We start from the raw sequence: 23,806 nt of genomic DNA, 5'->3' as shown, positions 1-23,806 counted from the left end.
CCGGCTAGTCCTCCGGGGGAAACACGACCTCCCCGCTGCCCGTCAGGGTGATCGTGATCGCCTCGACCGGGCAGCCCTCCGCAGCTTCGAGGACCTTCTCGTTCGCGTCGGTGTCGGCGGCGACGGGGTGCGACTGCCGGGCGGAGTCGAGTTCAAAGCCGCCGGGAGCGGTCAGCACGCACATCCCCGAGCCGATGCACACGGACCGGTCCACCTCGACGTGCCAGCGGTCCCCCATCAGGCACCGGTCCCCTCATAGCCGCCCGGCAGATGGATCATCTTGTGCTCGAAGTACTCGCCGTACCCCTCGGGCCCGAACTCCCGCCCCACACCGGAGTTCTTGTAGCCGCCGAACGGTCCGAGCATGTCGAGGCTGAAGGTGTTCACGGAGTACGTCCCGGTGCGCACCCGGCGCGCGATGTCGATGCCGCGCTCCACGTCCGCCGTCCAGACGCTGCCACTGAGCCCGTAGTCCGAGTCGTTGGCGATCTTCACGGCCTCGCTCTCGTCGCCGTACGGAAGAAGGCAGATGACCGGGCCGAAGATCTCCTCACGGGCGATGCGCATGGAGTTGTCGACGCCGCCGAAGAGCGTCGGCTCGACGTACCAGCCCTCGTCGAGTCCGGCCGGACGGCCGCCGCCCGTGAGGATCTTGGCGCCTTCCTCCTGGCCGATGCGGATGTAGTCGAGGGAGCGCTGCTGCTGGCGTTTGGCGACGAGCGGACCGAGTTCGGTGGCCGGGTCGAGCGGGTCGCCGACCTTGAGCGCGCCGGCCGCCGCGGCGAAGGCCTCGGCGAACTCGTCGTAGCGGGAGTGCGGCACGAGGATGCGGGTCTGGGCCACGCACGCCTGGCCGTTGATCATCCAGGCGAAGGGCACGATCCCCGCGACGGCGCTCGCCGCGTCCGCGTCCGGCAGGATCACCGCGGCCGACTTGCCGCCCAGCTCCAGGGTCACGCGGGTGAGATTGCGGGCGGCGACCTCCATGACGCGCTTGCCCGCGCCGACGGAACCGGTGAAGGACACCTTGTCGACGCCGGGGTGCCCGACGAGGTACTCGCTGACCTCGCGGTCCGCCGAGATGATCGAGAGCACGCCCTTGGGCAGCCCGGCCTCCGTGGCGATCTCGGCGAGGATGTAGGCGTCGAGCGGCGCTTCCGGCGAGGTCTTGAGGATGACCGGGCACCCGGCGAGCAGCGCGGGCGCGAGCTTGGCGGCGGCGGTGAACTGCGGGACGTTCCACGGGACCACGGCCGCCACGACGCCCACCGGCTCGCGCCGGACGAGGATCTTGCCGAGGGCTCCGTCGCGCGCTTCCTCGTACGTGAAGTTGCGCGCGACCGTGAGCGCCGCGTCCCAGACCATCATCGCGGCGAGGGCCTGCACCATGACGCTGGAGGTGTACGGGGTGCCGTTCTCGGAGCTGATGACGCGGGCGATCTCCTCGTGCCGTACGGCGATCGCGTCCTTGATCTTTGTGATCACCTCGATCCGCTCGTCGAGGGTCATCCGGGGCCAGGGGCCCTCGTCGAACGCCTTGCGCGCGGTGGCGACGGCCCGGTCGACATCGGCGGGCGCGGCATGCGGGACCGTTGCGAAGACCCGGCCCGTGTGCGGCGAGATCACCTCGATGACGTCCTTGCCGAGGGGGTCCACAAGCTCCCCGCCGATGAACAGCTGTCCGTGTTCCACGAGCTCGGTCATGGCTGACTGCCTCCTGCGGGATTCCGCCCTGCGCGGCACGCTTTCTGACACTGCCTCAGAACGCTTTGGCAGAACTGATACCAGTTCTAGTTCCAGGAGTCCACGGGGATGTCACCGCGGCCTCAGATCCCCCGGTGGGCGAGCCCGGTGACCAGCGCCGCCGCGGCAAGTCCCCAGAACCCGAGCGGGTACTGGAGCGTGTACACCCGCGCCCGCAGATGGAAGAGAACGGCGCCGGTGAAGAAGAGGACGAGCCCGGCCCCGGCGGCCACACCGATCCAGGGCACGGCGAAGCCCGCCAACAGGCCTGCTCCACCGGCCAGTTTGAGATGGCCCAGCGGGAACAGCCAGGAACGCGGGACGCGGGCCCGGTCCATGTTCGCGATGACCTGGGGCGAGCGCGCGTAGTCGACGAAGGCGACGTAGATGTTGGCGGCGGCCGCCAGCAGGGTGACGGCCACATAGGCGATGAACATGAGTGACTCCCTTTGACTCCCTTGCGGGGAACGGCCGTTCAGGCGAGGTGGGCGAGCTTGTCGGGGTTCATGACGTTGTAGAGCCCGCGCACCCGCTCGCCGTCCGGCGTCAGGTCGAGGACGAGCACGGCGTACGGGGCGCCTTCGTTGAACAGCAGCACCGAGGGATCGCCGTTGATGTGGCAGTAGCGGAGCTCCGCCCCCGCGGGCCTGAGCGCGGCACGCTTGACGAACAGCTCGGCCACCCTGTCGGCGCCCCGCAGCGGGCGCGGCCCCGCCCCCGGCGCCTTGCCCCCACCGTCGGCCCACAGGACGACATCCGGCGCGAGCAGCCGCAGCAGCGTCTCGGCGTCCCCCGCAGCCACCGCCTCGGCGAACCGCTCGGTGACCTCTCTGCGGCGGCGCGCGTCCGCGTTTCCGGCGGGCCGTTTGGCCCGCACATGCTCACGGGCCCGGTGGGCGAGCTGGCGCACGGCGGCCGGGGTCCGGCCGATGATCTCGGCGGTCTCGGTGTGCGCGTACCCGAAGACCTCGTGCAGGACGAAGACCGCGCGCTCCAGCGGGGAGAGGGTCTCCAGGACCACGAGGAGCGCCATCGACACCGACTCGGCACGCTCGACCGCTTCGGCGGCGTCCGGCTCATGGACGGGTTCGACGGCCCGGGTGAGCAGCGGTTCGGGGAGCCAGGGACCGATGTAGGTCTCGCGCCGGCGACTGATGACGGACTGCCGGGCGAGGGCCTTGTTCACGGCGATGCGTACGAGATAGGCGCGGGGACTCCCGATCGGCTCGGCGTCGCGGGCCGCGTGCCGGGGCGCCCAGGCGAGCCAGGTCTCCTGCAGCACGTCCTCGGTGTCGGCGACGGTGCCGAGCATGTTGTAGACGAGGGAGAACAGCAGCTCGCGGTGGTCGACGAAGGCTCGGGTGGCGTCGTCCGCCTCGGAAGTGCCGGACATGGCGGGTCTCCTCTGTGCGTGGTTATGCCCTAGGAGCGGGGGCGGGGGTCCGGGTGTGACATCGGGCCCGGCGAGTGTGACCGGCGCCTCACTTCCAAGTCTCCTGACGAAACAGTCGACTTGGGCGATCATTGGAACTAGTTCTAGTTATGGCCGTGAGGGCTGAGGTCGTGTGAGGGCTGAGGTCATGGCCGTGCAGCCGATGAGAGACGAGGGCTCCCGATGACGCAGGTGGCCGATCCGCAGGTGACCGAGCACGGCGGGGGCGTATGGAGCATCAAGGTCCCCATCCCCGACAACCCCCTCGGCTTCACCCTCGTCCATCTCCTGGACACCGACAGCGGTCCGGTCCTGATCGACACGGGCTGGGACGACCCGACGTCCTGGGACGCCCTGGAGGCGGGCCTCGGCGCCTGCGGCACGTCCGTCGACGCGGTGCACGGCGTCGTCATCACCCACCACCACCCCGACCACCACGGCCTGTCCGCCAAGGTCCGCGAGGCCTCGGGCGCCTGGATCGCGATGCACGAGGCGGACGCGTCGGTGGTGCGGCGCACCCGCTCCAACGCCCCGGGGCGCTGGTTCGACTACATGGTCCAGAAGCTGACGGCCGCGGGCGCCCCCGCCGAGCACGTCGCACCGCTGATCGCCGCCCGCGACGCGGGTCGCACGCCGAAGCTGCCGGGCCTGGCCCCCGCGCTGCCCGACCGGGACATCACACCGGGCGAGCTGCTCGAACTGCCGGGCCGCAGGCTCCGCGCGATCTGGACGCCGGGGCACACCCCCGGCCATGTCTGTCTGCACCTGGAGGAGGAGCACCCGGCCCGGCTGCCGGGCCACGGCCGCCTCTTCTCCGGCGACCATCTGCTCCCCGGGATCACCCCGCACATCGGCCTGTACGAGGACCCCGACGACGACACCGTGACCGATCCGCTCGGCGACTACCTCGACTCCCTTGAGCGGGTCGGCCGCCTGGGCCCCGCCGAGGTCCTGCCCGCCCACCAGCACGCGTTCACCGACGCACCGGCCCGCGTACGGGAGATCCTCGCCCACCACGAGGAACGCCTGAACGACCTTCTGGCCCTGCTCGCCGAACCCCTCACCCCCTGGCAGCTCGCCGAGCGCATGGAGTGGAACCGCCCCTGGGCCGAGATCCGCTACGGCTCACGGAGCATCGCCGTGTCGGAGGCCGAGGCCCATGTGCGGCGCCTGGTGAAACTGGGGCGCGCGGAGGCGATGGGGAGCGATCCGGTGCGGTACGTGGCGGTCTGAGCGCGGCGGGACGGGCGCCCCGGGCACGCCCCCTACGGGCCGGTAGAGTGACCCCCGTCGTCATCATGCCCGTACGGGGGGAAGCCGGTGCGAATCCGGCGCTGACCCTTCCCCAAGCTCTCGGCTTCGCTCGAGCAGGGGAGACCCCACTCGTGAACCGCAGCCCGCAAGGCTCGCGGTAAGCCGGATTGCCCCGCCCGGAGCGTGACCGGCTCGCCTCATCGGACCCCCCGATGAACGGCACCGTCGAGGTATACGGAGCCGGAGCCGCCCGGTGCCCGTGCCCGTACGCGCCCGTGCTGCCCCGCTCCCCGCAGGGAGAGGCACCCGCCGCATCATGAACGTTCGCCGCAGCGCCGCGGTCCTGGCCGCCGTCGCCGTGTTCGGTTCGGCCGCCGCCCCGGCCGCCTTCGCCGACACCGCGAAGCCGTCGCCCTCCGCCAAGCTCCCCTCCGGTCTGTACGGCGACAAGGACCCCAAGTTCGACGGGGTGTTCCGGCAGTCCTACGCCCTGCTCGCCCAGGATTCGGCCGGTGTGAAGCCCGCCGCGAAGTCCGTCGACTGGCTCACCGGACAGCAGTGCGCGAGCGGCGGTTTCGCCGCGTACCGCGCCGACGCCGGCGAGCCCTGCGACTCCAAGACGATGGTCGACAGCAACTCCACCGCGGCCGCCGTGCAGGCGCTCACCGCCCTCACCGGTCAGGACAAGACGGTCAAGAAGAGCGTCGACTGGCTGAAGTCGGTGCAGAACAAGGACGGCGGCTGGGGCTACAACCCCGGCATGGACTCCGACGCCAACTCCACCGGCATCGTGATCGGCGCCCTCACCGGGGCCGGCGAGAAGCCGCAGTCGGTGAAGTCGCAGGACGGCAAGTCCCCCTACGACGCGCTGCCCGAGCTCGCCATGGACTGCGGCAAGGACGGCGGCGCCTTCAGCCTCGCCGACATGAAGACCGGCAAGCTCTCGCCGAACGCGGACGCGACGGCGGCAGGCGTCCTCGGCGGCTACGGCAGGGGCCTGGTCGTGGACCCGCCCGAGGCGACGAAGCCGGCCTCCCCGAAGTGCGTCAAGGCGGACACCGCCGAGAAGGCCGCGTCCAACGGCGCCGGCTACCTCCTGAAGGCCCTCGCCGAGGGCGACGACCATCTGATGTCGTCGCTGGCCGGCGCCAAGAACATGCCCGACCTGGGCAACACCGCGGAGTCCGTGATCGCCCTCGCCGCGGCCGGTCAGCCGGAGCAGGCGAAGAAGTCGGCCCAGTGGCTGGCGAAGAACTCCGCGGAGTGGGCGAAGACGTCCGGACCCGCCGCGTACGCCCAGCTGATCTTCGCCGCGAACGCCGCCGGCCTCGACCCGCGCGACTTCGGCGGCGCCGACCTGGTCAAGCAGCTGAACGCGCAGGGTCCCGCACCGCAGGCCACCGAGCAGCCCGCCGACGAGAAGAAGGACGGCGACGACGAGGGCGGCGTGAGCGTGTGGTGGATCATCGGCGTCGGCCTGGTCTTCGGCGCGGGCATCGGCTTCCTCCTGAGCAGCCGCAACAAGAAGTCGCAGCTGTGACTCGGGTCCGCTCCGGCCGCCCCGCACGGTTCGTGGCCGGGGCGGTCCTCACCGCGCTCTTCGCCTCGCTCTTCGCGGTCCTTGCCGCCGCTCCCGCCCAGGCCGCCGGCTACCGCTACTGGTCCTTCTGGGACCGGGACGGCGCCAAGTGGGCCTACGCGACCCAGGGGCCGAGCACCGCACGCCCCGACGACGGGGCCGTCCAGGGCTTCCGGTTCTCCGTGTCCGAGGACTCGCAGGACTCCGCGAAGCCGCGGGGCCCCGCGGACTTCGCCGCGATCTGCGCCAAGACCCCCGCCGAGGACGGCCGGAAGCGCGTAGCCGTCGTCATCGACTTCGGCACGGCGCAGGACGCCCCCGACGGGGAGACCCCGCCGAAGCCGCGTACCGCGTGCGCGCGGGTCGCCGACGACGCGACGAGCGCGGACGCGCTGGCCGCCGTGGCCAAGCCGCTGCGCTACGACAGCAACGCGCTGCTCTGCGCCATCGCGGACTACCCGAAGTCGGGCTGCGGCGAGCAGGTCTCCGGCAACGGGCAGTCGGAGAAGAAGCCGGCCGCGAGTGAGTCGGCCCAGAAGAAGGACGACGAATCCGGCGGTCCGTCCGTCGGCCTGATCGCGGGCGTGGCGGCCATCGCCGTGCTCGGCGCGGCCGCCGTCTGGCAGGCCCGCCGCCGCCGCGGCTGATCCCGCGATGACCGGTCCCGCCAAGCGGTTCCGCACCGCCCCGCAAGGGGCGCGAGGCTCTGACATGAGCGGCTCCGCCGCGTGGGCGCGACCAGCCACATACGGCCCGCAGATTCAGTACCTCGCCCCGACCGCCCACCGAAGCAACGCCCTGCACCCGGGCGCCTGGTGGGTGTGGGCCCTTGGCCTCGGCACGGCCGCATCCCGCACCACCAATCCGCTGCTGCTCGGGCTGCTCATCGGCGTCGCGGGCTACGTCGTCGCCGCGCGCCGTACCTCCGCCCCGTGGGCACGGTCGTACGGCGCGTTCGTGAAGCTCGGGCTCGTCGTCATCGCGATCCGCCTCGTCTTCGCCATCGTCCTCGGCTCGCCGATCCCCGGTACGCATGTCCTTGTCACGCTCCCCGAAGTCCCGCTGCCCGACTGGGCGAAGGGGGTGCGGATCGGCGGCCGGGTGACGGCCGAGGGACTGCTCTTCGCCCTCTACGACGGGATCCGCCTCGCCGGACTCCTGATCTGTGTGGGCGCGGCCAACGCGCTCGCCAGCCCGTCCCGGCTGCTCAAGTCGCTGCCGGGCGCGCTGTACGAGGTGGGGGTCGCCGTCGTCGTCGCGATGACGTTCGCGCCGAACCTGATCACCGACGTGCAGCGGCTGCGGGCCGCGCGGCGCCTGCGCGGGCGGCCCGACAAGGGCGTACGGGGACTGCTCCAGGTCGGACTTCCGGTCCTGGAGGGCGCCCTTGAGCGGTCGGTGGCGCTGGCCGCCGCGATGGACGCGCGGGGCTTCGGGCGCACCGCCGACGTCCCGGTCCGGGTGCGCAGGACGACCGCCGCCCTGACGCTCGGCGGCCTGATGGGCGTCTGCGCGGGGACGTACGGCCTGCTCTCGTCGGAAGGCGCGGGCTACGGCCTGCCCGTGCTCGCCGGCGGTCTGCTCGCCGCCCTGGCAGGACTCCGCCTCGGCGGCCGCCGCTCCGTGCGCACCCGTTACCGGCCCGACCCCTGGGGCGTGCGCGCCTGGCTCGTCGCCGGGTCGGGCATCGCGGTGGCGGGCCTGATGATCTGGGCATCGGCGTACGACACGGCCGCCCTGCACCCCGGAGTCGTCCCCCTGACCGCACCGACACTGCCGCTGTGGCCCGCGGCGGCGGTGCTGATCGGCCTGCTGCCCGCTTTCGTGGCGCCGGTGCCGCCCGAGGAGTCGGCGCCTGCGGCCTCCCACGCCGAGCGGCCCGCACCCGTCCCCCTGACGAAGCCCTCGCCCGCCGCCTGGCGAAAGACCGCGTCACCTCCCGCCGGTGAGTCGGCGGCCTCCGTTCCCCCCAAGGAGACCCCATGATCCGCTTCGAGGATGTCTCCGTGACGTACGAAGGCGTCGCCGAGCCCACAGTTCGCGGGGTCGAACTCGCCGTACCCGAAGGCGAGTTGGTGCTGCTCGTCGGCCCGTCCGGGGTCGGCAAGTCGACGCTGCTCGGCACGGTCAGCGGCCTGGTGCCGCACTTCACCGGCGGCACTCTGCGCGGCCGGGTGACCGTGGCCGGGCGCGACACCCGTACGCACAAGCCGCGCGAACTCGCCGATGTCGTCGGCACGGTGGGCCAGGACCCGCTCTCGCACTTCGTGACGGACACGGTCGAGGACGAGCTGGCGTACGGGATGGAGTCGCTCGGCCTCGCCCCGGACGTGATGCGCCGCCGCGTCGAGGAGACCCTGGACCTGCTCGGCCTCGCCGATCTGCGCGACCGGCCCATCGCCACGCTCTCCGGCGGCCAGCAGCAGCGGGTCGCGATCGGCTCGGTCCTCACCCCGCACCCCAAGGTCCTCGTGCTCGACGAGCCGACCTCCGCGCTCGACCCGGCCGCCGCCGAGGAGGTGCTCGCCGTCCTTCAGCGCCTCGTGCACGACCTGGGCACCACCGTCCTGATGGCCGAGCACCGCCTGGAACGGGTCGTGCAGTACGCGGACCAGGTGCTGCTGCTCGCGGCGCCGGGCGAGGTCCCGGTGCTCGGCGACCCGGCCGCCCTGATGGCACGCTCCCCCGTGTTCCCGCCGGTGGTCGCCCTGGGCCGCCTCGCAGGATGGTCGCCGCTGCCGCTGACGGTGCGGGACGCGCGGCGGCGGGCGGGGGCCCTGCGCGAACGCCTCTCCGGGGCCGAGCCGCCCGAGGAGACGACGGCCGTGCGCCCCGCCGAGCAGCCGGCGCCCCGCAGGCCGAGCCTTCGCCGGCGTACGAAGACGAGCGACGAGCCCCAGCCCGCGGCGGCCGTCACGTCGCTGGCCGTCCGCCGCGGCCGGGTCGAGGCCCTGCGCCGTGTGGACCTCACCGTCCGCGCGGGAGAGACGGTCGCCCTGATGGGCCGCAACGGCGCCGGGAAGTCCACGCTCCTCTCGACCCTGGTCGGCCTGCTCGAACCCGCGTCCGGTTCGGTCCGGGTGGGCGGCACCGTCCCGCACCGCACGGGCCCGCGCGAACTGATCCGCCACGTGGGCCTGGTCCCCCAGGAACCGCGCGATCTGCTGTACGCGGACACGGTGGCCGCCGAGTGCGCGGCCGCCGACCATGACGCGGACGCGGCGCCGGGCACCTGCAGGGCCCTGGTCAGCGAGCTGCTCCCCGGCATCGCGGACGACACCCACCCCCGTGACCTCTCCGAGGGCCAGCGCCTGACACTCGCCCTGGCGATCGTCCTGACGGCCCGCCCGCCCCTGCTGCTCCTGGACGAGCCGACCCGCGGTCTCGACTACGCGGCGAAGGCCCGCCTGGTCACCGTCCTGCGCGGGCTCGCGGCCGAGGGCCATGCGATCGTCCTCGCCACGCACGACGTGGAACTCGCCGCGGAACTCGCCCACCGGGTGGCGATCCTCGCCGACGGCGAGATCGTAGCGGACGGCCCGACCCCGGACATCGTGGTGTCGTCACCGTCCTTCGCACCCCAGGTGACGAAGATCCTGGCCCCACAGAAGTGGCTGACGGTCCCGCAGGTACGGGAAGCCCTGCGGGCGGCAGGGGCGGACCGGACCGACGGCGAGAAAACAGACCTGCGGCACGGCCCGGGCGGGGGCCCGGACCTTGGCGCGGACCCGGATTCGAGTGCAGGCGCGGACCTGGGCGCGGCCCCGGACTCGAGTGCACGCGCGGACCCGAGCGCACGCCCGGACCTTGACGCGGACCCGGATTCAAGCGCACGCGCGGACCAGGGCACGGACCCGGATTCGAGCACACGCCCGACCCCGGGCGCAGACCCGGACCCGAGCGCACGCCCGGACCTTGGCGCGGACCCGGACCCGAGCGCACGCCCGCACCTTGGCGCAGACCCGGACCCAAGCACACGCCCGCGCCTTGGCGCAGACCCGGACCCAAGCACACGCCCGAACCCGGGCGCAGACCCGGACCCAAGCACACGCCCGCACCTTGGCGCAGACCCGGACCCAAGCACACGCCCGAACCCGGGCGCAGACCCGGACCCGAGCGCACGCCCGGACCTTGGCGCGGACCCGGACCCGAGCACACGCCCGGACCTTGGCGCAGACCCGGACCCAAGCACACGCCCGCACCTTGGCGCAGACCCGGACCCAAGCACACGCCCGCACCTTGGCGCAGACCCGGACCCAAGCACACGCCCGGACCTGCCCAGCGACATGCCTCCAGAAGGAGCGCAGCCGTGAGCCCCGCTTCCCCGGGCGGTAGGCCGGGGCCCGCCGGGCCCGAGCGGCAGGCCCGCCCCATCCGGCTTGGCCCCCGTTCCATCGGCGCCCTCGCGCTGGTCAGCGCCGTCGGGGTGGTCGCCTTCGGGTGGCCGCTCATCGCGAGCGGCGGCTCGGGGCTGAGCGCGCACGCGCAGGACGCGCCCTGGCTGTTCGCGGCGCTGCTTCCGCTGCTGCTCGCCGTGGTCGTGGCGACCATCGCGGACGTCGGGCTCGACGCGAAGGCCATCGCCATGCTCGGGGTGCTCGCCGCGGCCGGAGCGGCGCTGCGGCCGCTGGGCGCGGGGACCGCCGGGATCGAGCCGATGTTCTTCCTGATGGTGCTCAGCGGCCGGGTGCTCGGGCCGGGCTTCGGGTTTGTGCTCGGGGCGGTGTCGATGTTCGCTTCGGCGCTGCTCACCGGGGGCGTCGGCCCGTGGATGCCGTTCCAGATGCTGTCCATGGGCTGGGTCTGCATGGGCGCGGGGCTGCTGCCGGGCCCGGACACGATCCGCGGCCGCCGCGAACTGTGGCTGCTCGCGGCCTACGGGGCGGTGTCCTCCGTCCTCTACGGCACCGTCATGAACCTGCAGGGCTGGCCCTACCTGGGCGGCCTGGCGACCGGCGTCTCCTTTGTCCCCGGGGACCCCGTCGGCGACAACCTGGGCCGCTTCATCGCGTACTGCCTGGCCACCTCGCTCGGCTGGGACCTGCCCCGCGCCGTGGTCACCGTCCTGCTGAGCCTCGCCCTCGGTCCGGCCGTCCTCAAGGCGCTGCGCCGGGCCACACGGCGGGCCGCTTTCGAGGCCCAGGTCACATTCGAGGGGCCCAAGGCGTAGGCGGCCGTTGGCTCTCCGTTACAGGAAGGGCCCTCGGACGGTGAGGCGGCCCACAGGCCTTTGGTCCTCTACTAGTCCGTTTCGTACCGCTTTCTGCTTGACGTGCACGCGTCGATTCCCGCCCTGACCTGCGGATTGAGAGCCACGTCACAGAGGGGGCGTTCGGCTCAAGTACGACAGCAACTAGCAAAAGGGGGCATTGCGGAGACGCAACAGCCCTGCTTCTCTGGATCGAGTCGCACAGCGCCGACGACCTTCGGGTCCAAGGCGCTTACGCATTCCCCCCGCCACTTTCCATGGCCAAGGCGTGCTTGCGACACCATGTCCCCCACGGAAGGTCACGCTTTGTCCGCCTCGCTCCTCCGCCGTATCGCCGCCCCGAAGAAGGCCCTCGCCGGTGTCGCCGTGGCCGCCGCCACGACCGGCATGCTGATCGCCGCGGGTCCGGCCCAGGCCGCGACCCCGACCGCCGCGAAGGCTGCCGCTCCGGCCGCCGCTCCGGCCGCGGCGCCTTCCTCGGCCCAGGCGATCGCGAAGAAGTTGATCCCGGATGCCGCGCAGTACCAGGCGTTCAGCAAGATCGTCGAGCACGAGAGCGGCTGGAACCCCACCGCGACGAACGCATCCTCCGGCGCCTACGGCCTGGTCCAGGCCCTGCCCGGCTCGAAGATGGCTTCGGCCGGCTCGGACTGGAAGACCAACCCCGAGACCCAGATCAAGTGGGGCCTCGACTACATGAACGACCGCTACGGCAGCCCCGCCGAGGCCTGGAGCTTCTGGCAGGCCAACGGCTGGTACTGAGCCGATGCCTCTCCGGCGGACCGGAACATCACCGGCTCCGCCGAGTTCGTCCTCAATCGCCGGACGGGCTAGATACTTCCCGGACCCCGGGCTGAATGAATTCAGCCCGGGGTCCGGCGCGTTTTCAGCCCGAGGTCTGGACTCACAGCCGCTGAATGATCGTCCCCGTAGCCACCGCGCCCCCCGCGCACATCGTGATCAGCGCGAACTCCTTGTCGCGCCGCTCCAGCTCATGCAGAGCCGTGGTGATGAGCCGAGCCCCCGTCGCGCCCACGGGGTGCCCCAGCGCGATCGCGCCCCCGTTCACATTCACCTTCTCCAGGTCCTGCTCAAACACCTGCGCCCAGCTCAGCACCACGGAAGCAAACGCCTCATTGATCTCCACAAGATCAATGTCCTTGAGCGACATCCCGGCCTTCCCCAGCACCGCCCGCGTCGCGTCGATCGGCCCGTCCAGGTGATAGTGCGGATCGGCCCCCACCAGCGCCTGCGCGACGATCCGCGCCCGCGGCTTCAGCTTCAGGGCCCGTGCCATCCGCTTCGACGCCCACATGATCGCCGCCGCGCCGTCGGAGATCTGCGAGGAGTTGCCCGCCGTGTGCACGGCGGTCGGCATCACCGGCTTGAGCCCGCCCAGGCCCTCCATCGTCGTGTCGCGAAGACCCTCGTCCCGGTCGACCAGGCGCCACATGCCCTGCCCGGCGGCCTGCTCCTCCTCCGTCGTCGGCACCTGGACGGCGAAGGTCTCGCGTTTGAAGCGCTCCTCGGCCCAGGCGACGGCGGCGCGCTCCTGCGAGATGAGCCCGAGCGAGTCCACGTTCTCCCTGGTGAGACCGCGGTTGCGGGCGATCCGCTCGGCCGCCTCGAACTGGTTGGGCAGGTCCACGTTCCACTCGTCGGGGAACGGCTTGCCGGGACCGTGCTTGGAGCCCGACCCCAGCGGCACCCGTGACATCGCCTCGACGCCACAGCTGATCCCCACGTCGATGACCCCGGCCGCGACCATGTTGGCGACCATGTGGCTCGCCTGCTGCGACGAGCCGCACTGACAGTCCACCGTCGTCGCCGCGGTCTCGTACGGCAGACCCATCGTGAGCCACGCCGTGCGCGCCGGATTCATGGACTGCTCACCGGCGTGCGTGACGGTCCCGCCGACGATCTGCTCGACGCAGTCGGCGTGGATGCCGGTGCGTCCGAGGAGTTCACGGTAGGTCTCGCCGAGCAGATAGGCGGGGTGGAGATTGGCGAGCGCCCCTCCGCGCTTACCTATGGGGGTGCGTACGGCTTCGACGATGACAGGTTCCGCGGCCATGAGCGTCCTCTCCATCCACATCCCGCGGGGGCGTCCCGGCACCCGCACGGAGAACTAGTACGCGTTCTAGTTCTGCATGCAGTCTGCTGAGCCGCACCCCGGCGCCGCAAGGGTCTTGCACGTACCTTGCGCACGACCTGCACGAAGCGGGCCTGTCACGGGCCTTGCCACTTATAGAACCCGTTACTACCTTGCGGTACATCTCCTGATGGACCGTCAGAACAAAGAACTGAACTCCTGGAGTTGCCGATGCCCTGTCCAGCGCTGCCCGACGGGTTCGACTTCACCGACCCCGACCTGCTTCAAGACCGCGTGCCTCTCCCGGAGTTCGCCCAGCTGCGCCAGACGGAACCGGTGCGCTGGATCGACCAGCCGCGCGGCATCTCCGGCTTCGACGACGCGGGCTACTGGGCCGTCACACGGCACGCGGACGTCAAGTACGTCTCCACACACCCGGAGTTGTTCTCCTCCAACCTCAACACCGCGGTCATCCGCTTCAACGAGACGATCAGCCGCGACCAGATCGAGGTCCAGAAGCTGATCATGCTGAACATGGACCCGCCCGAGCACACCCGGGTCCGCCAGATCGTGCAGCGCGGCTTCACGCCCCGCTCCATACGCTCGTTGGAAGACGCCCTGCGCAACCGCGCCCACTCCATCGTCGAGACGGCCCTCGCGAACGCCGCCCCCGACGGCAGCTTCGACTTCGTCACCAATGTCGCCGTCGAACTGCCCCTCCAGGCCATCGCCGAACTCATCGGCGTCCCCCAGGAGGACCGGACGAAGATCTTCGACTGGTCCAACAAGATGGCGGCGTACGACGATCCGGAGTACGCGATCACCGAGGAGGTCGGCACCGAGGCGGCCATGGAGATCGTCAGCTACGCGATGAACCTCGCCGCCGCCCGCAAGGAGTGCCCGGCCAAGGACATCGTCAGCCAGCTGGTGGCCGCCGAGGACGAAGGGAACCTCTCCGGCGACGAGTTCGGCTTCTTCGTCATCCTGCTCGCGGTGGCCGGCAACGAGACCACCCGCAACGCCATCACCCACGGCATGCACGCCTTCCTCACCCACCCCGAGCAGTGGGAGCTCTTCAAGCGCGAGCGCCCGCAGACCACGGCGGAGGAGATCGTGCGCTGGGCGACCCCCGTCGTCTCCTTCCAGCGCACCGCGACCCAGGACACCGAGCTCGGCGGCGTACAGATCAAGAAGGGCGACCGCGTCGGCCTCTTCTACTCCTCGGCCAACAACGACCCCGAAGTCTTCGACGAGCCCGGGGAGTTCGACATCTCCCGCGACCCGAACCCGCACCTCGGCTTCGGTGGCGGCGGCCCGCACTTCTGCCTCGGCAAGTCCCTCGCGGTCGTCGAGATCAACCTCATCTTCAACGCGATCGCCGACGCCCTGCCCGATCTGCGTCTGGTCTCCGACCCCCGGCGACTGCGCTCGGCCTGGCTGAACGGGGTCAAGGAACTGCAGGTCAGCACCGGCTGACCCGCTGCCAGGGAGGCAGGGGCGACTCCCCCCTACGCCCTGCCCCTGCCTCCTCCTGGCCCAGGGAACCAACGTTTCCGTTGCGTGCGGCGTCTTGAGAAGTGAACCGTGCCTCTCCAAGTCGTCAAAGTCCTCAACGGAAATGGTGGCTGTGGTCTCCGCCGATATCTCTCTCGTGCCGTCGGGCAGCGCACCCACCGAGCGGAACGGGGCCTTGCGTGCCTTCGCGCGACGCAACAGGGTGCCGCTCCTCGCCACCGTCCCCACCCTGCCGCTCTACGCGGTCTGGGCGGCGTTCCTCGCCACGGGCGGCGGCGATCTGGCGGCGCAGGAGGCCTGGGCGCGGTTCGCCTCCGAGCACGGCGCGGCCGCGTACGGCCTGTTCTGGTACGGCGGCATGCACACCGCCAACTACAGCCTGATCTCTCCCTACTTGATGGCCGCGGTGGGCGTGAAGACGGTGACGGTGGCGGCGGGCGTCGCCGGTGGCTGGCTGGTCGCCGTGCTCATCGCGCGCACCGGCGTCCGCCGCCCGCTGTGCCCCGCGGTGCTCGCCTCGCTCGCCGTGTGGTGCAACGTCGCGTCGGGGCGCACGACCTTCGCACTCGGGCTCGCCTTCGGGTTCGCCGCCTGCCTGGCGCTCGTGCGGGAGCGCCGGGTGTGGGCCGCGGTGGCGTTCGGGGCGCTTGCCACCATGTCCAGCCCGGTGGCCGGCCTGTTCCTGCTGGTCGCGGGCGCCGGCTTCTTCCTCGTACGGGACTGGAAGCGGGCCGCGGCGCTGCTCGCGCCGCCGGTGGTGGTCGTGGGGGCGACGACCGCGCTTTTCCCGTTCACCGGCGAGCAGTTGATGCCCTTCGACCGGATCTTCCCGCCGGTGGTGTTCAGCCTCGCGGTCGTCGTGGCGGCGCCGCGCCGGTGGCGGGTGTTGCGGTGGGGTGCCGCCGTGTACGCGGCCGGCACGGTCCTCACATATCTCGTCCCTTCGCCCATCGGCACGAACGTGGAGCGCCTCGCCGAGCTGCTCGCGCCCGCCGTGCTGCTCGCCGCGCTCCTCGCGCCCTCGCTCGACCGCGTACGCAGGACCGTGCTCGCGATCGCGCTCGTGCTGTCCACGGCCTGGGTGGCGCAGAAGACGGCGGACGATCTGACGGTGTCGACGGCCGTGCCGAAGTGGGCCGTCGACACCCACGGCGTGGTGCGCGAGCTGGAGCGGCTCGGTGCCGACCGGGGCCGCGTCGAGGTGGTCCCCGCCCGCAACCACCGCGAGGCCACGGCCCTCGCCCCGCATGTGAACATGGCGCGCGGCTGGAACCGCCAGCTCGACGTCGAGCGCGGCCGGCTCTTCTACGACGGGTCCTTCTCGGCCGCCACCTACCGGGCGTGGCTCGACAAGTGGGCGGTCGGCTATGTGGTGTTGCCCTCGGGCAAGCCGGACGGGTTCGCCGAGGACGAGGCGGCGCTCGTGGAGAGCGGTCCCGACTGGCTGAAGCCGGTGTGGAAGGACGCGCACTGGCAGATCTTCCGGGTGGAGGACCCGGTGCCGATGGTGTCCGCGCCCGCGTCCGTCGTCCGGTCCACGGGCTCGGACATGGTGGTCCGCGTCCCCACCCGGGAGCCGGTGACGCTGCGCCTGGTGTACTCGCCGTGGCTCCGGGCCGAGGGGGCCTGCCTGAAGCGGCACGGCGAGTTCACCCGGCTCACGGTGTCCGCGCCGGGGACCTACCGGATCAGCTCGGGGTACGGTCCTTCGCCGAGTCCTTCGTCATGTCGATGACCGGCTCGGCCCCCGTCGCCACCTTCAGTGGCTGTCGTACGCGGGGCCCGGCGAGCAGATAACCGAGGCCGAAGCCCGCGCCGACGACGGTCGCGCCGCCCACCGCGTCAAGGACCCAGTGGTTGCCGGTCGCCACGATCGCGGAGACCGTGAACAGCGGGTGCAGCAGGCCGAGCGCCTTCATCCACCACTTCGGCGCGAGGATCGCGATCACCAGGCCGCACCACAGGGACCAGCCGAAGTGCAGCGAGGGCATCGCCGCGTACTGGTTGGTGAGCGCGGTCAGCGTGCCGTAGTCCGGCTGCGTGAAGTCCTGCACGCCGTGCACCGTGTCGATGAAACCGAGGTCGGGCATCAGGCGCGGCGGTGCCAGCGGGTAGAGCCAGAACCCGACGAGCGCGAGCACCGTGGCGAAGCCGAGCGCGGAGCGCGCCCAGCGGTACTCGGCGGGGCGGCGGACGTAGAGGACGCCGAGGACGGTGAGCGGCACCAGGAAGTGGAACGACGTGTAGTAGAAGTTGAAGAACTCCTCGAGCCAACTGACCTTCACCACCGCGTGGTTGACCCAGTGCTCGATGTCGATGTGCAGGAACTGCTCGATCGAGTAGATCTGCTCGCCGTGCTGCTCGGCCGTGGCCCGGCCGCCCGAGATGGTGCCGCCGGTCGCCGCGAGCCGCGCCTGCTGATAGGCGGAGTAGCCGACACGGATCAGGAGCAGTTCGAGGAGCAGGTTCGGCCGGGTCGTGACCCGCCGCCAGAACGGGATGAGCGGCACCCGGCTCCAGCGCGCGGGCACGGGCGCCGCGTAGTCGGTGGGGATGGGGCTCTGGTACTGCGGTGCCGTACGGGACAGGAAGGGCACGACGGTGGCGGCGGCGAGCGCGGCGATCAGCACGAGGTTGTCGCGGATGGGCTCCACGACCGGCATGTTCGGCAGCATCATCTTCGCCGGCAGCGTCGACACCAGGATCACGGCGACCGGCCACATGTACCGGTCGGACTGCTTCTTGCCGACCCGGCCGACCACCGCGAGCAGCACCCACAGGAGCTGGTGCTGCCAGGTCGTCGGGGACACCGCGACCGCGACGCAGCCGGTGATGGCGACGGCGAGCAGCAGCTGCCCGTCCTGGGCGTAGCGGACGGCGCGGCGCAGGCCGAGGAAGATCACGGCCGCACTCAGGAGCACGAAGAGGCCGATCTCCAGCGGCCCTTCGAGGCCGAACCGGAGCAGCGCGCCGTGCAGCGACTGGTTGGCGAGACCGTCCGGGCGCGCGCCGAGGCCCGCGCCCGCCAGGTGGTGCACCCAGTACGCCCACGAGTCGTGCGGCATCGCGGCCCAGGCGAGCGCGGTGCAGGCGAGGAAGGTGGAACCGGTGGCGGCGGCCGCGCGCCTGCGGCCGGTGAACCAGAACAGGGCGGCGAACAGCAGCACGGTCGGCTGCAGTGCCGCTCCTATGCCGATCAGGATGCCGCTGGCCCGCTCGCCCCGGACGGCGAAGCAGCCGAGCAGCACGAGCAGGACGGGAATGATGCTGGTCTGGCCCAGATGCAGGGTGTTGCGCACCGGCAGCGACAGCATCAGGAGGCAGATCGCGACGGGCGCGGCGAGCAGCGAGATGCGCCGGGACACGGGCTGCGGCAGGGCGCGGGCGGCGACGAGGCCGAGCACCGCGACGAGGATCAGGGTGCCGAACGTCCAGCCCCAGCCGAGCGCCTGTTCGGCCGCGCGGGCGAATGGCTTGAGCACGAGTCCGGCGAAGGGAGTACCGGTGAACTTGTCCGCGTCGTAGAGGGAGCCGTTCACATGCAGGACGCCGTCAGGACCGATCCAGGTCTCCAGGTCGGTCAGGCGCTCACCCTTCGGCGTACGCACGACATCGGCCACCTGCCGTACCGCGAGTATGGCGGCGATCATCCAGAGGGCGGCACGGACTGCCCCGATTCGCGCCTTGGGTGTACCGGACGCGCCTGCCCCAAAGGCGTTTCCCGGTCCCCTGTGCTCAATGTTCGCCACGTGCCGTCTGCCCTCCCGCCCCGCTCGTCGTCCCTGCTCCGTCACTCATGGGCGCGGCGCCCGTCGGGTGAGACGCGCGCAACCCCCATTTCACCTGGCAGCCACACCGCTTTCTACCGGCTTTTGCGCGTACTTCCTAACCAAACCTTTCGTCCGCATGGCCGATACCTCACCCCCCACTGTCCAGAAGATGACGGGCTTGGCTCCCTGGCGCGGTTCCCCGCCCGAGCCGCGACATAGATCACAAACGGGCCTTCTCGCCACCACCGGACGCAGGGGCATATGCCCTGGATAGCGGCACTTTCCGTGCGGTGCGCGGCGGACCGGACACCGCCCGTAATGATGCTGCCTGCACCTATGGTCGCTTTTCGAGCCGCCCCCTTCTTGCCGGGCGGCTCTGTCCTTGTCGTCAACCGAGAGGCAGGCGAGCGAACCCTTGCCGACCGCCACACCCGTCGCACCCCGCACCCAGACCCCGCCGTCCCCGCACGCACCCGCGGAGGTCACCGTCGTCGACCCGGCGCTGGTCAAGCGCGCGGTGAAGGCGGCCGCACTCGGCAACGCGATGGAGTGGTTCGACTTCGGCGTCTACAGCTACATCGCCGTGACGCTCGGCAAGGTCTTCTTCCCCTCGGGCAACCCCACGGCCCAGCTTCTCTCCACCTTCGGCGCCTTCGCGGCGGCGTTCCTGATCCGCCCGCTCGGCGGCATGGTCTTCGGCCCGCTCGGCGACCGCATCGGCCGCCAGAAGGTCCTCGCCCTCACCATGATCATGATGGCCGCGGGCACCTTCGCGATCGGCTTGATCCCTTCGTACGCGACGATCGGTGTGGGCGCCCCGGTCCTGCTGCTGCTCGCCCGTCTGGTGCAGGGCTTCTCGACGGGCGGCGAGTACGCGGGCGCCTCCACGTTCATCGCCGAGTACTCCCCGGACAAGAAGCGGGGATTCCTCGGCAGCTGGCTGGAGTTCGGCACGCTGGCCGGCTACATCGGCGGCGCGGGCCTGGTCACCCTGATGACGGCGCTTCTCTCCTCCGAGGACCTGCTCTCCTGGGGCTGGCGCATCCCGTTCCTGATCGCGGGCCCGATGGGTCTGATCGGCCTTTACCTCCGGATGAAGCTGGAGGAGACCCCGGCGTTCGCTGCGGAGCTCGCGAAGGCGCACAAGGACGAGCAGTCCCGACCGAAGGTGCGGCTGCGCGAGATGGTGACCGGCCAGTGGAAGGCCCTGCTCCTCTGCATGGGCCTGGTCCTGGTCTTCAACGTCACGGACTACATGCTGCTGTCGTACATGCCGAGCTATCTGACGAGCGAGCTCAAGTACGACGAGACGCACGGCCTCCTGGTCGTCCTGGCGGTGATGGCGCTGATGATGTGCGTCCAGCCGTTCGCGGGCGCGCTGACCGACCGGGTGGGCCGCCGCCCCGTGATCGCGGCAGGCTGCGCAGGCTTCCTGCTCCTGTCCATCCCCGCCCTGCTCCTGATCCGCCAGGGCTCGCTCTGGGCGATCGGCCTGGGCATGGCGGCGCTCGGCCTGCTCCTGGTCTGCTTCACGGCATCGATGCCGTCGGCACTCCCGGCCCTGTTCCCCACGAGGGTCCGCTACGGCTCACTCTCGATCGGCTTCAACATCTCCGTATCGATCTTCGGCGGCACAACTCCCTTGGTGGTGACGGCTTTGATCGGAGCCACGGGGAACATGATGATGCCCGCGTACTACATGATGGCGGCGGCGGTGGTGGGCGGCATCGCGGTGTGGTTCATGGGCGAGAGCGCGGGGAAGCCCTTGCCGGGCTCACTGCCCGCGGTGGAATCTTCCAGCCCGTCTGCGACGCAGTAACCCAGCCCGCCCCAGGCCGATATTCCAGCCCGCCCCGGCGAACATTTCAGCCCGCCCCGGCGAATATTTCAGCCCGTCCGGCGTTTGAGGACGAACTCGCCGAAGGCGGTGATGACGGCACGCAAGGCCCCCGCGCCAGCGGCCCGCGGCGGAGCCGCAAATGTGACAGCCGGGAAGGGGCGGGGTTGGGGAAAAAGAAGCCCCTACCCCACCGGCACCCCGGCCTGCCACCCGGTGAACAACGGAACCTCCCCCGCCCCATCCAGCACAACAACCCCAAAGGGCCGGTTAAAGGCGATCCACTCGATCCGTCGAGGGACATACGGCACGCCACCAGGAGCCATCGGCACCGCAGTGACCGCAGCCGCCTCAACCCCCTCCTCCGCCACCTTCACCACGGCCTCCTGCACCACCTGCGATATCGCGAGCCGCTCCGGCGACATCCCGGAGAAGTCCGCCCCCTCACTCATCGCCCACCGCACCCCCAGCGCCGCCAACTGCTCCGTCGCATCGACCCGCGTACGCAGCGAAAGCCGAGGCAGCGCCATATTGATCTGCTCCGCGTCGATCCCGGTCCACCGCCCCTCCGGCGCCCACGCCAGCGGCAGCACCTCGGCGGGCCCCGCGCCCGGCTCACCGAGCACGAAGCGCACCCGGGCCGGCGCACGGCCGCCCTCGGCGCGGCAGCGCAGCTCGACGACGCTCGCCCCGCCCACCGTCCACGCACCGTTCAGCGGAACGGGCCGGTGCATCGTCGGCACCCGGTGCCGCACGCCCAGCGCGTCGGTGAAGTCCTGGTCCCGCGTGCCCGCCCCCTCGAAGGGAATCTCCCAACGCGCCTTCAGCGCCAGCGCGTTGACAAGGACAAGCAGCACATCCGGAGTGATCACCACCGGCAGCCGCTCGACAAGACCGCCCGTGGCTTCGCGCACCCACGCGTCGATCTCATCGGGCTCCATCGGCCCGAACCCGACGTCCGGCAGCGCTTCCCGATAGGCCCGGTACACCGGCACCCGGCTCCCCCGGCTCGGCCATCAAGGGAAGCCACCGGTCGGCAAGACCCCGGATCGCCGCAGCGGGCGCCTTCTGCCCGGTCCCGTACGTCATCTCCATCTCAACCCCCGCAGTCCGCAGACCACCAACTCGGCCCAACGCCCCCAGTATGCGAGTCACCACTGACATTAGCCCCCCACCCCGCTAGCATCCTTAGCAAAACTAACTAGACACACAAAAGACAGCAAAGACAGAGGCGACCCCAACTCCGCACCCCGAAAGGCCGATCCCCCATGTCCCAGCAGCAGTGGACCGCAGTCGACCACTACTTCACCGACCTGCTCACCCCCGCCGACGAGGCGCTCACCGCGGCCCTGCGGGACAGCGACGCCGCCGGTCTGCCGCAGATCAACGTGGCGCCGAACCAAGGCAAGTTCCTCCAGCTCCTCGCGCAGATCCAGGGCGCACGCCGCATCCTGGAGATCGGCACGCTCGGCGGCTACAGCACGATCTGGCTGGCCCGCGCCCTGCCCGCGGACGGCAGGCTGATCACCCTGGAGTACTCTCCCGTCCACGCCGAAGTGGCCCGCGGCAACCTCGCACGCGCAGGCCTCGACAAGATCACCGAGGTCCGCGTGGGCCCGGCCCTCGAATCGCTGGCCGCGCTGAACGTCGAGCACCCCGAGCCCTTCGACCTGGTCTTCATCGACGCGGACAAGGCCAACAACCCGCACTACGTGGAGTGGTCGCTCAAGTTCACCCGCCCCGGCAGCCTGATCATCGTCGACAACGTCGTGCGGAGCGGCGCGGTGACCGACGCCGCGAGCACCGAGCCGAGCATCCAGGGCACCCGCGAGGCGCTCGAACTCATCGCCCGGCACCCGAAACTGACCGGCACGGCACTGCAGACGGTGGGCACAAAGGGCTACGACGGCTTCGCCCTGGCCCGAGTCGTGGACTGAATCCTGGACTGAGCACGCCGCCGAGCCCCGCAACCGAGCCCCACTGCCTCAACCCTCCTGATAAAACCCGACGTTCACGCTGCGCTGCCCCGACCGGTCCTGGATGACCACCTCGCCGGACCCGCCCCGGGGCAGCGCGGCGGTCCCGCCGTACTCGATGGGCCGCGCCACACCGTCCACCGTCACGCGCACCTCCGACGAGGGATCCGGATGCGACCCGCGCAGCCAGGTGACGGACCAGTCCCCGTCGGCACCGCAGCGGAATTCCAGATGCGTACGCGACACGAACAGCCAGTCGTCGGGCGGCACAAGACGGCACACACCGCGATCGCGCCCGACCCGCAGCACGGCACCCGGTTCACTCGGCGCGTCAGCCATGAGCATGCCCGCGGTCGCGCCCGCGTCCGCCCCGGACACGGAGGCCATGGTGAGCTCCAGCACGTACGCTCCTCAGTTCTCGAACTCTCGTTGAACGAACTCATCGAACTCACTGATCGAATGCACGGCCGCCGGAACACCCCACGCACCGCGCCGCCGCATCCTAAGTCGCACCGTCGCGCGACCGCACCGTCTCCCCGAAACAGGGGCCTGGCTGGAACAATGGACACATGACTGAACGGAAGCCACCGGAAGTCACCTTCGAGTCGTGGATCGACAAACAGATCCGCGAGGCGGAGCAGCGCGGCGACTTCGCCTCGCTGCCCGGCCGCGGGAAACCGCTGCCGGAAGGCCTGGACACCACGTCGTACGACGAACAGTGGTGGATCAAGCAGAAGATGGTCCGCGAGGGCGTCTCCCACCTCCCCCCGACCCTGGCCCTGCGCAAAGAGGCCGAGGACGTGCTGGCCGCCGCGCCGGACGCCCCGTCCGAGAGCATGGCGCGCCGCCTCGTGACCGACCTCAACGAAAAGATCACCGAGGCCCTGCGCAGACCACCACCGGGCCCGCCGCTCGGCCTGAAGCCCTTCGACGTCGACGAGATCGCCCGCACCTGGCGCGAACGCCACCCGGACTGATCCCACGCGGGGCATGCGCGAGGATGGGCCCATGAGCATCGTGAAAATCAACGTCCTGACCGTGCCCGCCGAGCAGCGTGAGGTCCTGGAACAGCGCTTCGCGTCCCGCGCCGGCGCCGTGGAGAGCTCCGACGGCTTCGAGTGGTTCGAGCTGCTGCGCCCCATCGAGGGCACCGACGACTACCTGGTCTACACGCGGTGGCGTGACGAGGAGTCCTTCAAGGCGTGGATGGAAGGGCCGATGAAGTCGGCCCACCAGGGCGGCGGCCCGGGTGGCGGTGAGCGTCCCAAGCCCGCGTCGAGCAGTGCCGCGGTCTGGTCGTTCGAGGTCGTGCAGCAGGCGGCGCCCAAGAGCTAGCGCGGGAGCCGACGCGCACACGCCGGCCGAAGCCGGAAAAGCGATACCGGCGTGTGCCGCCTCC

At 71.1% G+C, this 23,806-nt stretch carries 20 protein-coding genes and 1 pseudogene; 13 read left to right on the top strand and 8 right to left on the bottom strand.

Annotation, left to right across the window (positions count from 1 at the left end; all coding sequences use genetic code 11):
* Window positions 1–4: 4 nt before the first annotated feature.
* From OG453_RS12900 to sigJ, 4 genes are all read right to left on the bottom strand, one after another.
* Window positions 5–238 carry a ferredoxin gene (locus tag OG453_RS12900; RefSeq protein WP_266867529.1) on the bottom strand — a complete coding sequence of 78 codons (234 nt, stop codon included), beginning with the start codon at window positions 236–238 and terminating at the stop codon, window positions 5–7.
* Window positions 238–1,704, bottom strand: coding sequence for an aldehyde dehydrogenase (locus OG453_RS12895; RefSeq protein WP_266867527.1), 1,467 nt, complete (start codon window positions 1,702–1,704; stop codon window positions 238–240). Before OG453_RS12895 ends, OG453_RS12900 begins: the two co-directional genes overlap by 1 nt.
* 122 nt (window positions 1,705–1,826) lie before the next feature.
* Window positions 1,827–2,180, bottom strand: a complete 354-nt coding sequence (locus OG453_RS12890) for a DoxX family protein (protein ID WP_266867525.1) — start codon at window positions 2,178–2,180, stop codon at window positions 1,827–1,829.
* Window positions 2,181–2,218: 38 nt separating this feature from the next.
* Window positions 2,219–3,136, bottom strand: coding sequence for an RNA polymerase sigma factor SigJ (sigJ, locus tag OG453_RS12885; RefSeq protein ID WP_266867523.1), 918 nt, complete (start codon window positions 3,134–3,136; stop codon window positions 2,219–2,221).
* Window positions 3,137–3,358: 222 nt separating this feature from the next.
* On the opposite strand from sigJ, the gene OG453_RS12880 reads away from it, so the two are divergent.
* The 7 genes and pseudogenes from OG453_RS12880 (at window position 3,359) to OG453_RS12850 (ending at window position 11,979) form a co-directional block, all read left to right on the top strand.
* Window positions 3,359–4,408, top strand: coding sequence for an MBL fold metallo-hydrolase (locus tag OG453_RS12880; RefSeq protein WP_266867521.1), 1,050 nt, complete (start codon window positions 3,359–3,361; stop codon window positions 4,406–4,408).
* Window positions 4,409–4,745: 337 nt separating this feature from the next.
* Window positions 4,746–5,969: a prenyltransferase/squalene oxidase repeat-containing protein gene (locus OG453_RS12875; RefSeq protein WP_266867519.1), complete on the top strand. Its 1,224-nt coding sequence runs from the start codon at window positions 4,746–4,748 to the stop codon at window positions 5,967–5,969.
* Window positions 5,966–6,655 (top strand): SCO2322 family protein, encoded by a 690-nt coding sequence (locus OG453_RS12870; RefSeq protein ID WP_266867517.1) that lies wholly within the window; start codon window positions 5,966–5,968, stop codon window positions 6,653–6,655. Before OG453_RS12875 ends, OG453_RS12870 begins: the two co-directional genes overlap by 4 nt.
* A gap of 64 nt (window positions 6,656–6,719) precedes the next feature.
* Window positions 6,720–7,994, top strand: a complete 1,275-nt coding sequence (locus tag OG453_RS12865) for an energy-coupling factor transporter transmembrane component T (RefSeq protein ID WP_266867515.1) — start codon at window positions 6,720–6,722, stop codon at window positions 7,992–7,994.
* Window positions 7,991–9,652, top strand: a pseudogene (locus OG453_RS12860) (ABC transporter ATP-binding protein); the annotation flags it as partial. The gene OG453_RS12865 and the pseudogene OG453_RS12860, both read left to right, overlap by 4 nt.
* A gap of 665 nt (window positions 9,653–10,317) precedes the next feature.
* Complete coding sequence (locus OG453_RS12855) at window positions 10,318–11,178, top strand: ECF transporter S component (RefSeq protein ID WP_266867513.1); 861 nt, start codon at window positions 10,318–10,320, stop codon at window positions 11,176–11,178.
* A 321-nt stretch (window positions 11,179–11,499) separates the two neighbouring features.
* The gene (locus OG453_RS12850) at window positions 11,500–11,979 is read left to right on the top strand and encodes a transglycosylase SLT domain-containing protein (protein ID WP_266867511.1); all 480 of its coding nucleotides are present in this window, start codon (window positions 11,500–11,502) and stop codon (window positions 11,977–11,979) included.
* Between the two features lie 142 nt (window positions 11,980–12,121).
* Here the strand turns inward: OG453_RS12850 and OG453_RS12845 are convergent, their stop codons facing one another.
* Window positions 12,122–13,291, bottom strand: coding sequence for a steroid 3-ketoacyl-CoA thiolase (locus OG453_RS12845; protein ID WP_266867509.1), 1,170 nt, complete (start codon window positions 13,289–13,291; stop codon window positions 12,122–12,124).
* A gap of 249 nt (window positions 13,292–13,540) precedes the next feature.
* Here OG453_RS12845 and OG453_RS12840 point away from each other — a divergent pair, with 249 nt between their 5' ends.
* Entirely contained in the window at window positions 13,541–14,785 is a 1,245-nt protein-coding gene (locus OG453_RS12840) for a cytochrome P450 (protein ID WP_266867507.1), read from the top strand.
* Between the two features lie 142 nt (window positions 14,786–14,927).
* A complete protein-coding gene (locus OG453_RS12835; RefSeq protein ID WP_266867505.1) occupies window positions 14,928–16,559 on the top strand; it encodes a glycosyltransferase family 87 protein in 1,632 nt (543 codons plus the stop codon).
* On the opposite strand, the gene OG453_RS12830 is transcribed toward OG453_RS12835, so the two are convergent.
* On the bottom strand, window positions 16,513–18,573 hold the full coding sequence (locus OG453_RS12830; protein ID WP_266867503.1) for a bifunctional glycosyltransferase 87/phosphatase PAP2 family protein: 2,061 nt from the start codon (window positions 18,571–18,573) through the stop codon (window positions 16,513–16,515). The genes OG453_RS12835 and OG453_RS12830 overlap by 47 nt on opposite strands.
* A gap of 436 nt (window positions 18,574–19,009) precedes the next feature.
* Here OG453_RS12830 and proP point away from each other — a divergent pair, with 436 nt between their 5' ends.
* Window positions 19,010–20,413, top strand: a complete 1,404-nt coding sequence (gene proP / locus OG453_RS12825; RefSeq protein WP_266867501.1) for a glycine betaine/L-proline transporter ProP — start codon at window positions 19,010–19,012, stop codon at window positions 20,411–20,413.
* A gap of 203 nt (window positions 20,414–20,616) precedes the next feature.
* Here proP and OG453_RS12820 read toward each other — a convergent pair whose 3' ends face one another.
* Complete coding sequence (locus OG453_RS12820; RefSeq protein ID WP_323178630.1) at window positions 20,617–21,426, bottom strand: serpin family protein; 810 nt, start codon at window positions 21,424–21,426, stop codon at window positions 20,617–20,619.
* Window positions 21,427–21,699: 273 nt separating this feature from the next.
* Here OG453_RS12820 and OG453_RS12815 point away from each other — a divergent pair, with 273 nt between their 5' ends.
* Window positions 21,700–22,368 carry an O-methyltransferase gene (locus tag OG453_RS12815; RefSeq protein WP_266867499.1) on the top strand — a complete coding sequence of 223 codons (669 nt, stop codon included), beginning with the start codon at window positions 21,700–21,702 and terminating at the stop codon, window positions 22,366–22,368.
* A gap of 48 nt (window positions 22,369–22,416) precedes the next feature.
* On the opposite strand, the gene OG453_RS12810 is transcribed toward OG453_RS12815, so the two are convergent.
* Window positions 22,417–22,809: a hypothetical protein gene (locus OG453_RS12810; protein ID WP_266867497.1), complete on the bottom strand. Its 393-nt coding sequence runs from the start codon at window positions 22,807–22,809 to the stop codon at window positions 22,417–22,419.
* Window positions 22,810–22,976: 167 nt separating this feature from the next.
* On the opposite strand from OG453_RS12810, the gene OG453_RS12805 reads away from it, so the two are divergent.
* Together OG453_RS12805 and OG453_RS12800 are read left to right on the top strand one after the other, a co-directional pair.
* Entirely contained in the window at window positions 22,977–23,384 is a 408-nt protein-coding gene (locus OG453_RS12805) for a DUF1992 domain-containing protein (protein ID WP_266867495.1), read from the top strand.
* Between the two features lie 31 nt (window positions 23,385–23,415).
* Entirely contained in the window at window positions 23,416–23,742 is a 327-nt protein-coding gene (locus OG453_RS12800; protein WP_266867493.1) for an antibiotic biosynthesis monooxygenase, read from the top strand.
* Window positions 23,743–23,806: the final 64 nt, after the last annotated feature.

This window comes from Streptomyces sp. NBC_01381 (genome assembly GCF_026340305.1).
GTDB lineage: Bacteria > Actinomycetota > Actinomycetes > Streptomycetales > Streptomycetaceae > Streptomyces.
This window is presented reverse-complemented; position numbering and strand designations above follow the sequence as displayed.

Coding starts and splice junctions, on each gene's coding strand:
- OG453_RS12900 (WP_266867529.1), bottom strand. CDS start 238: ATGGGGGACCGCTGGCACGTCGAGGTGGACCGGTCCGTGTGCATCGGC.
- OG453_RS12895 (WP_266867527.1), bottom strand. CDS start 1,704: ATGACCGAGCTCGTGGAACACGGACAGCTGTTCATCGGCGGGGAGCTT.
- OG453_RS12890 (WP_266867525.1), bottom strand. CDS start 2,180: ATGTTCATCGCCTATGTGGCCGTCACCCTGCTGGCGGCCGCCGCCAAC.
- sigJ (WP_266867523.1), bottom strand. CDS start 3,136: ATGTCCGGCACTTCCGAGGCGGACGACGCCACCCGAGCCTTCGTCGAC.
- OG453_RS12880 (WP_266867521.1), top strand. CDS start 3,359: ATGACGCAGGTGGCCGATCCGCAGGTGACCGAGCACGGCGGGGGCGTA.
- OG453_RS12875 (WP_266867519.1), top strand. CDS start 4,746: ATGAACGTTCGCCGCAGCGCCGCGGTCCTGGCCGCCGTCGCCGTGTTC.
- OG453_RS12865 (WP_266867515.1), top strand. CDS start 6,720: ATGAGCGGCTCCGCCGCGTGGGCGCGACCAGCCACATACGGCCCGCAG.
- OG453_RS12850 (WP_266867511.1), top strand. CDS start 11,500: ATGTCCCCCACGGAAGGTCACGCTTTGTCCGCCTCGCTCCTCCGCCGT.
- OG453_RS12845 (WP_266867509.1), bottom strand. CDS start 13,291: ATGGCCGCGGAACCTGTCATCGTCGAAGCCGTACGCACCCCCATAGGT.
- OG453_RS12840 (WP_266867507.1), top strand. CDS start 13,541: ATGCCCTGTCCAGCGCTGCCCGACGGGTTCGACTTCACCGACCCCGAC.
- OG453_RS12835 (WP_266867505.1), top strand. CDS start 14,928: ATGGTGGCTGTGGTCTCCGCCGATATCTCTCTCGTGCCGTCGGGCAGC.
- OG453_RS12815 (WP_266867499.1), top strand. CDS start 21,700: ATGTCCCAGCAGCAGTGGACCGCAGTCGACCACTACTTCACCGACCTG.
- OG453_RS12805 (WP_266867495.1), top strand. CDS start 22,977: ATGACTGAACGGAAGCCACCGGAAGTCACCTTCGAGTCGTGGATCGAC.
- OG453_RS12800 (WP_266867493.1), top strand. CDS start 23,416: ATGAGCATCGTGAAAATCAACGTCCTGACCGTGCCCGCCGAGCAGCGT.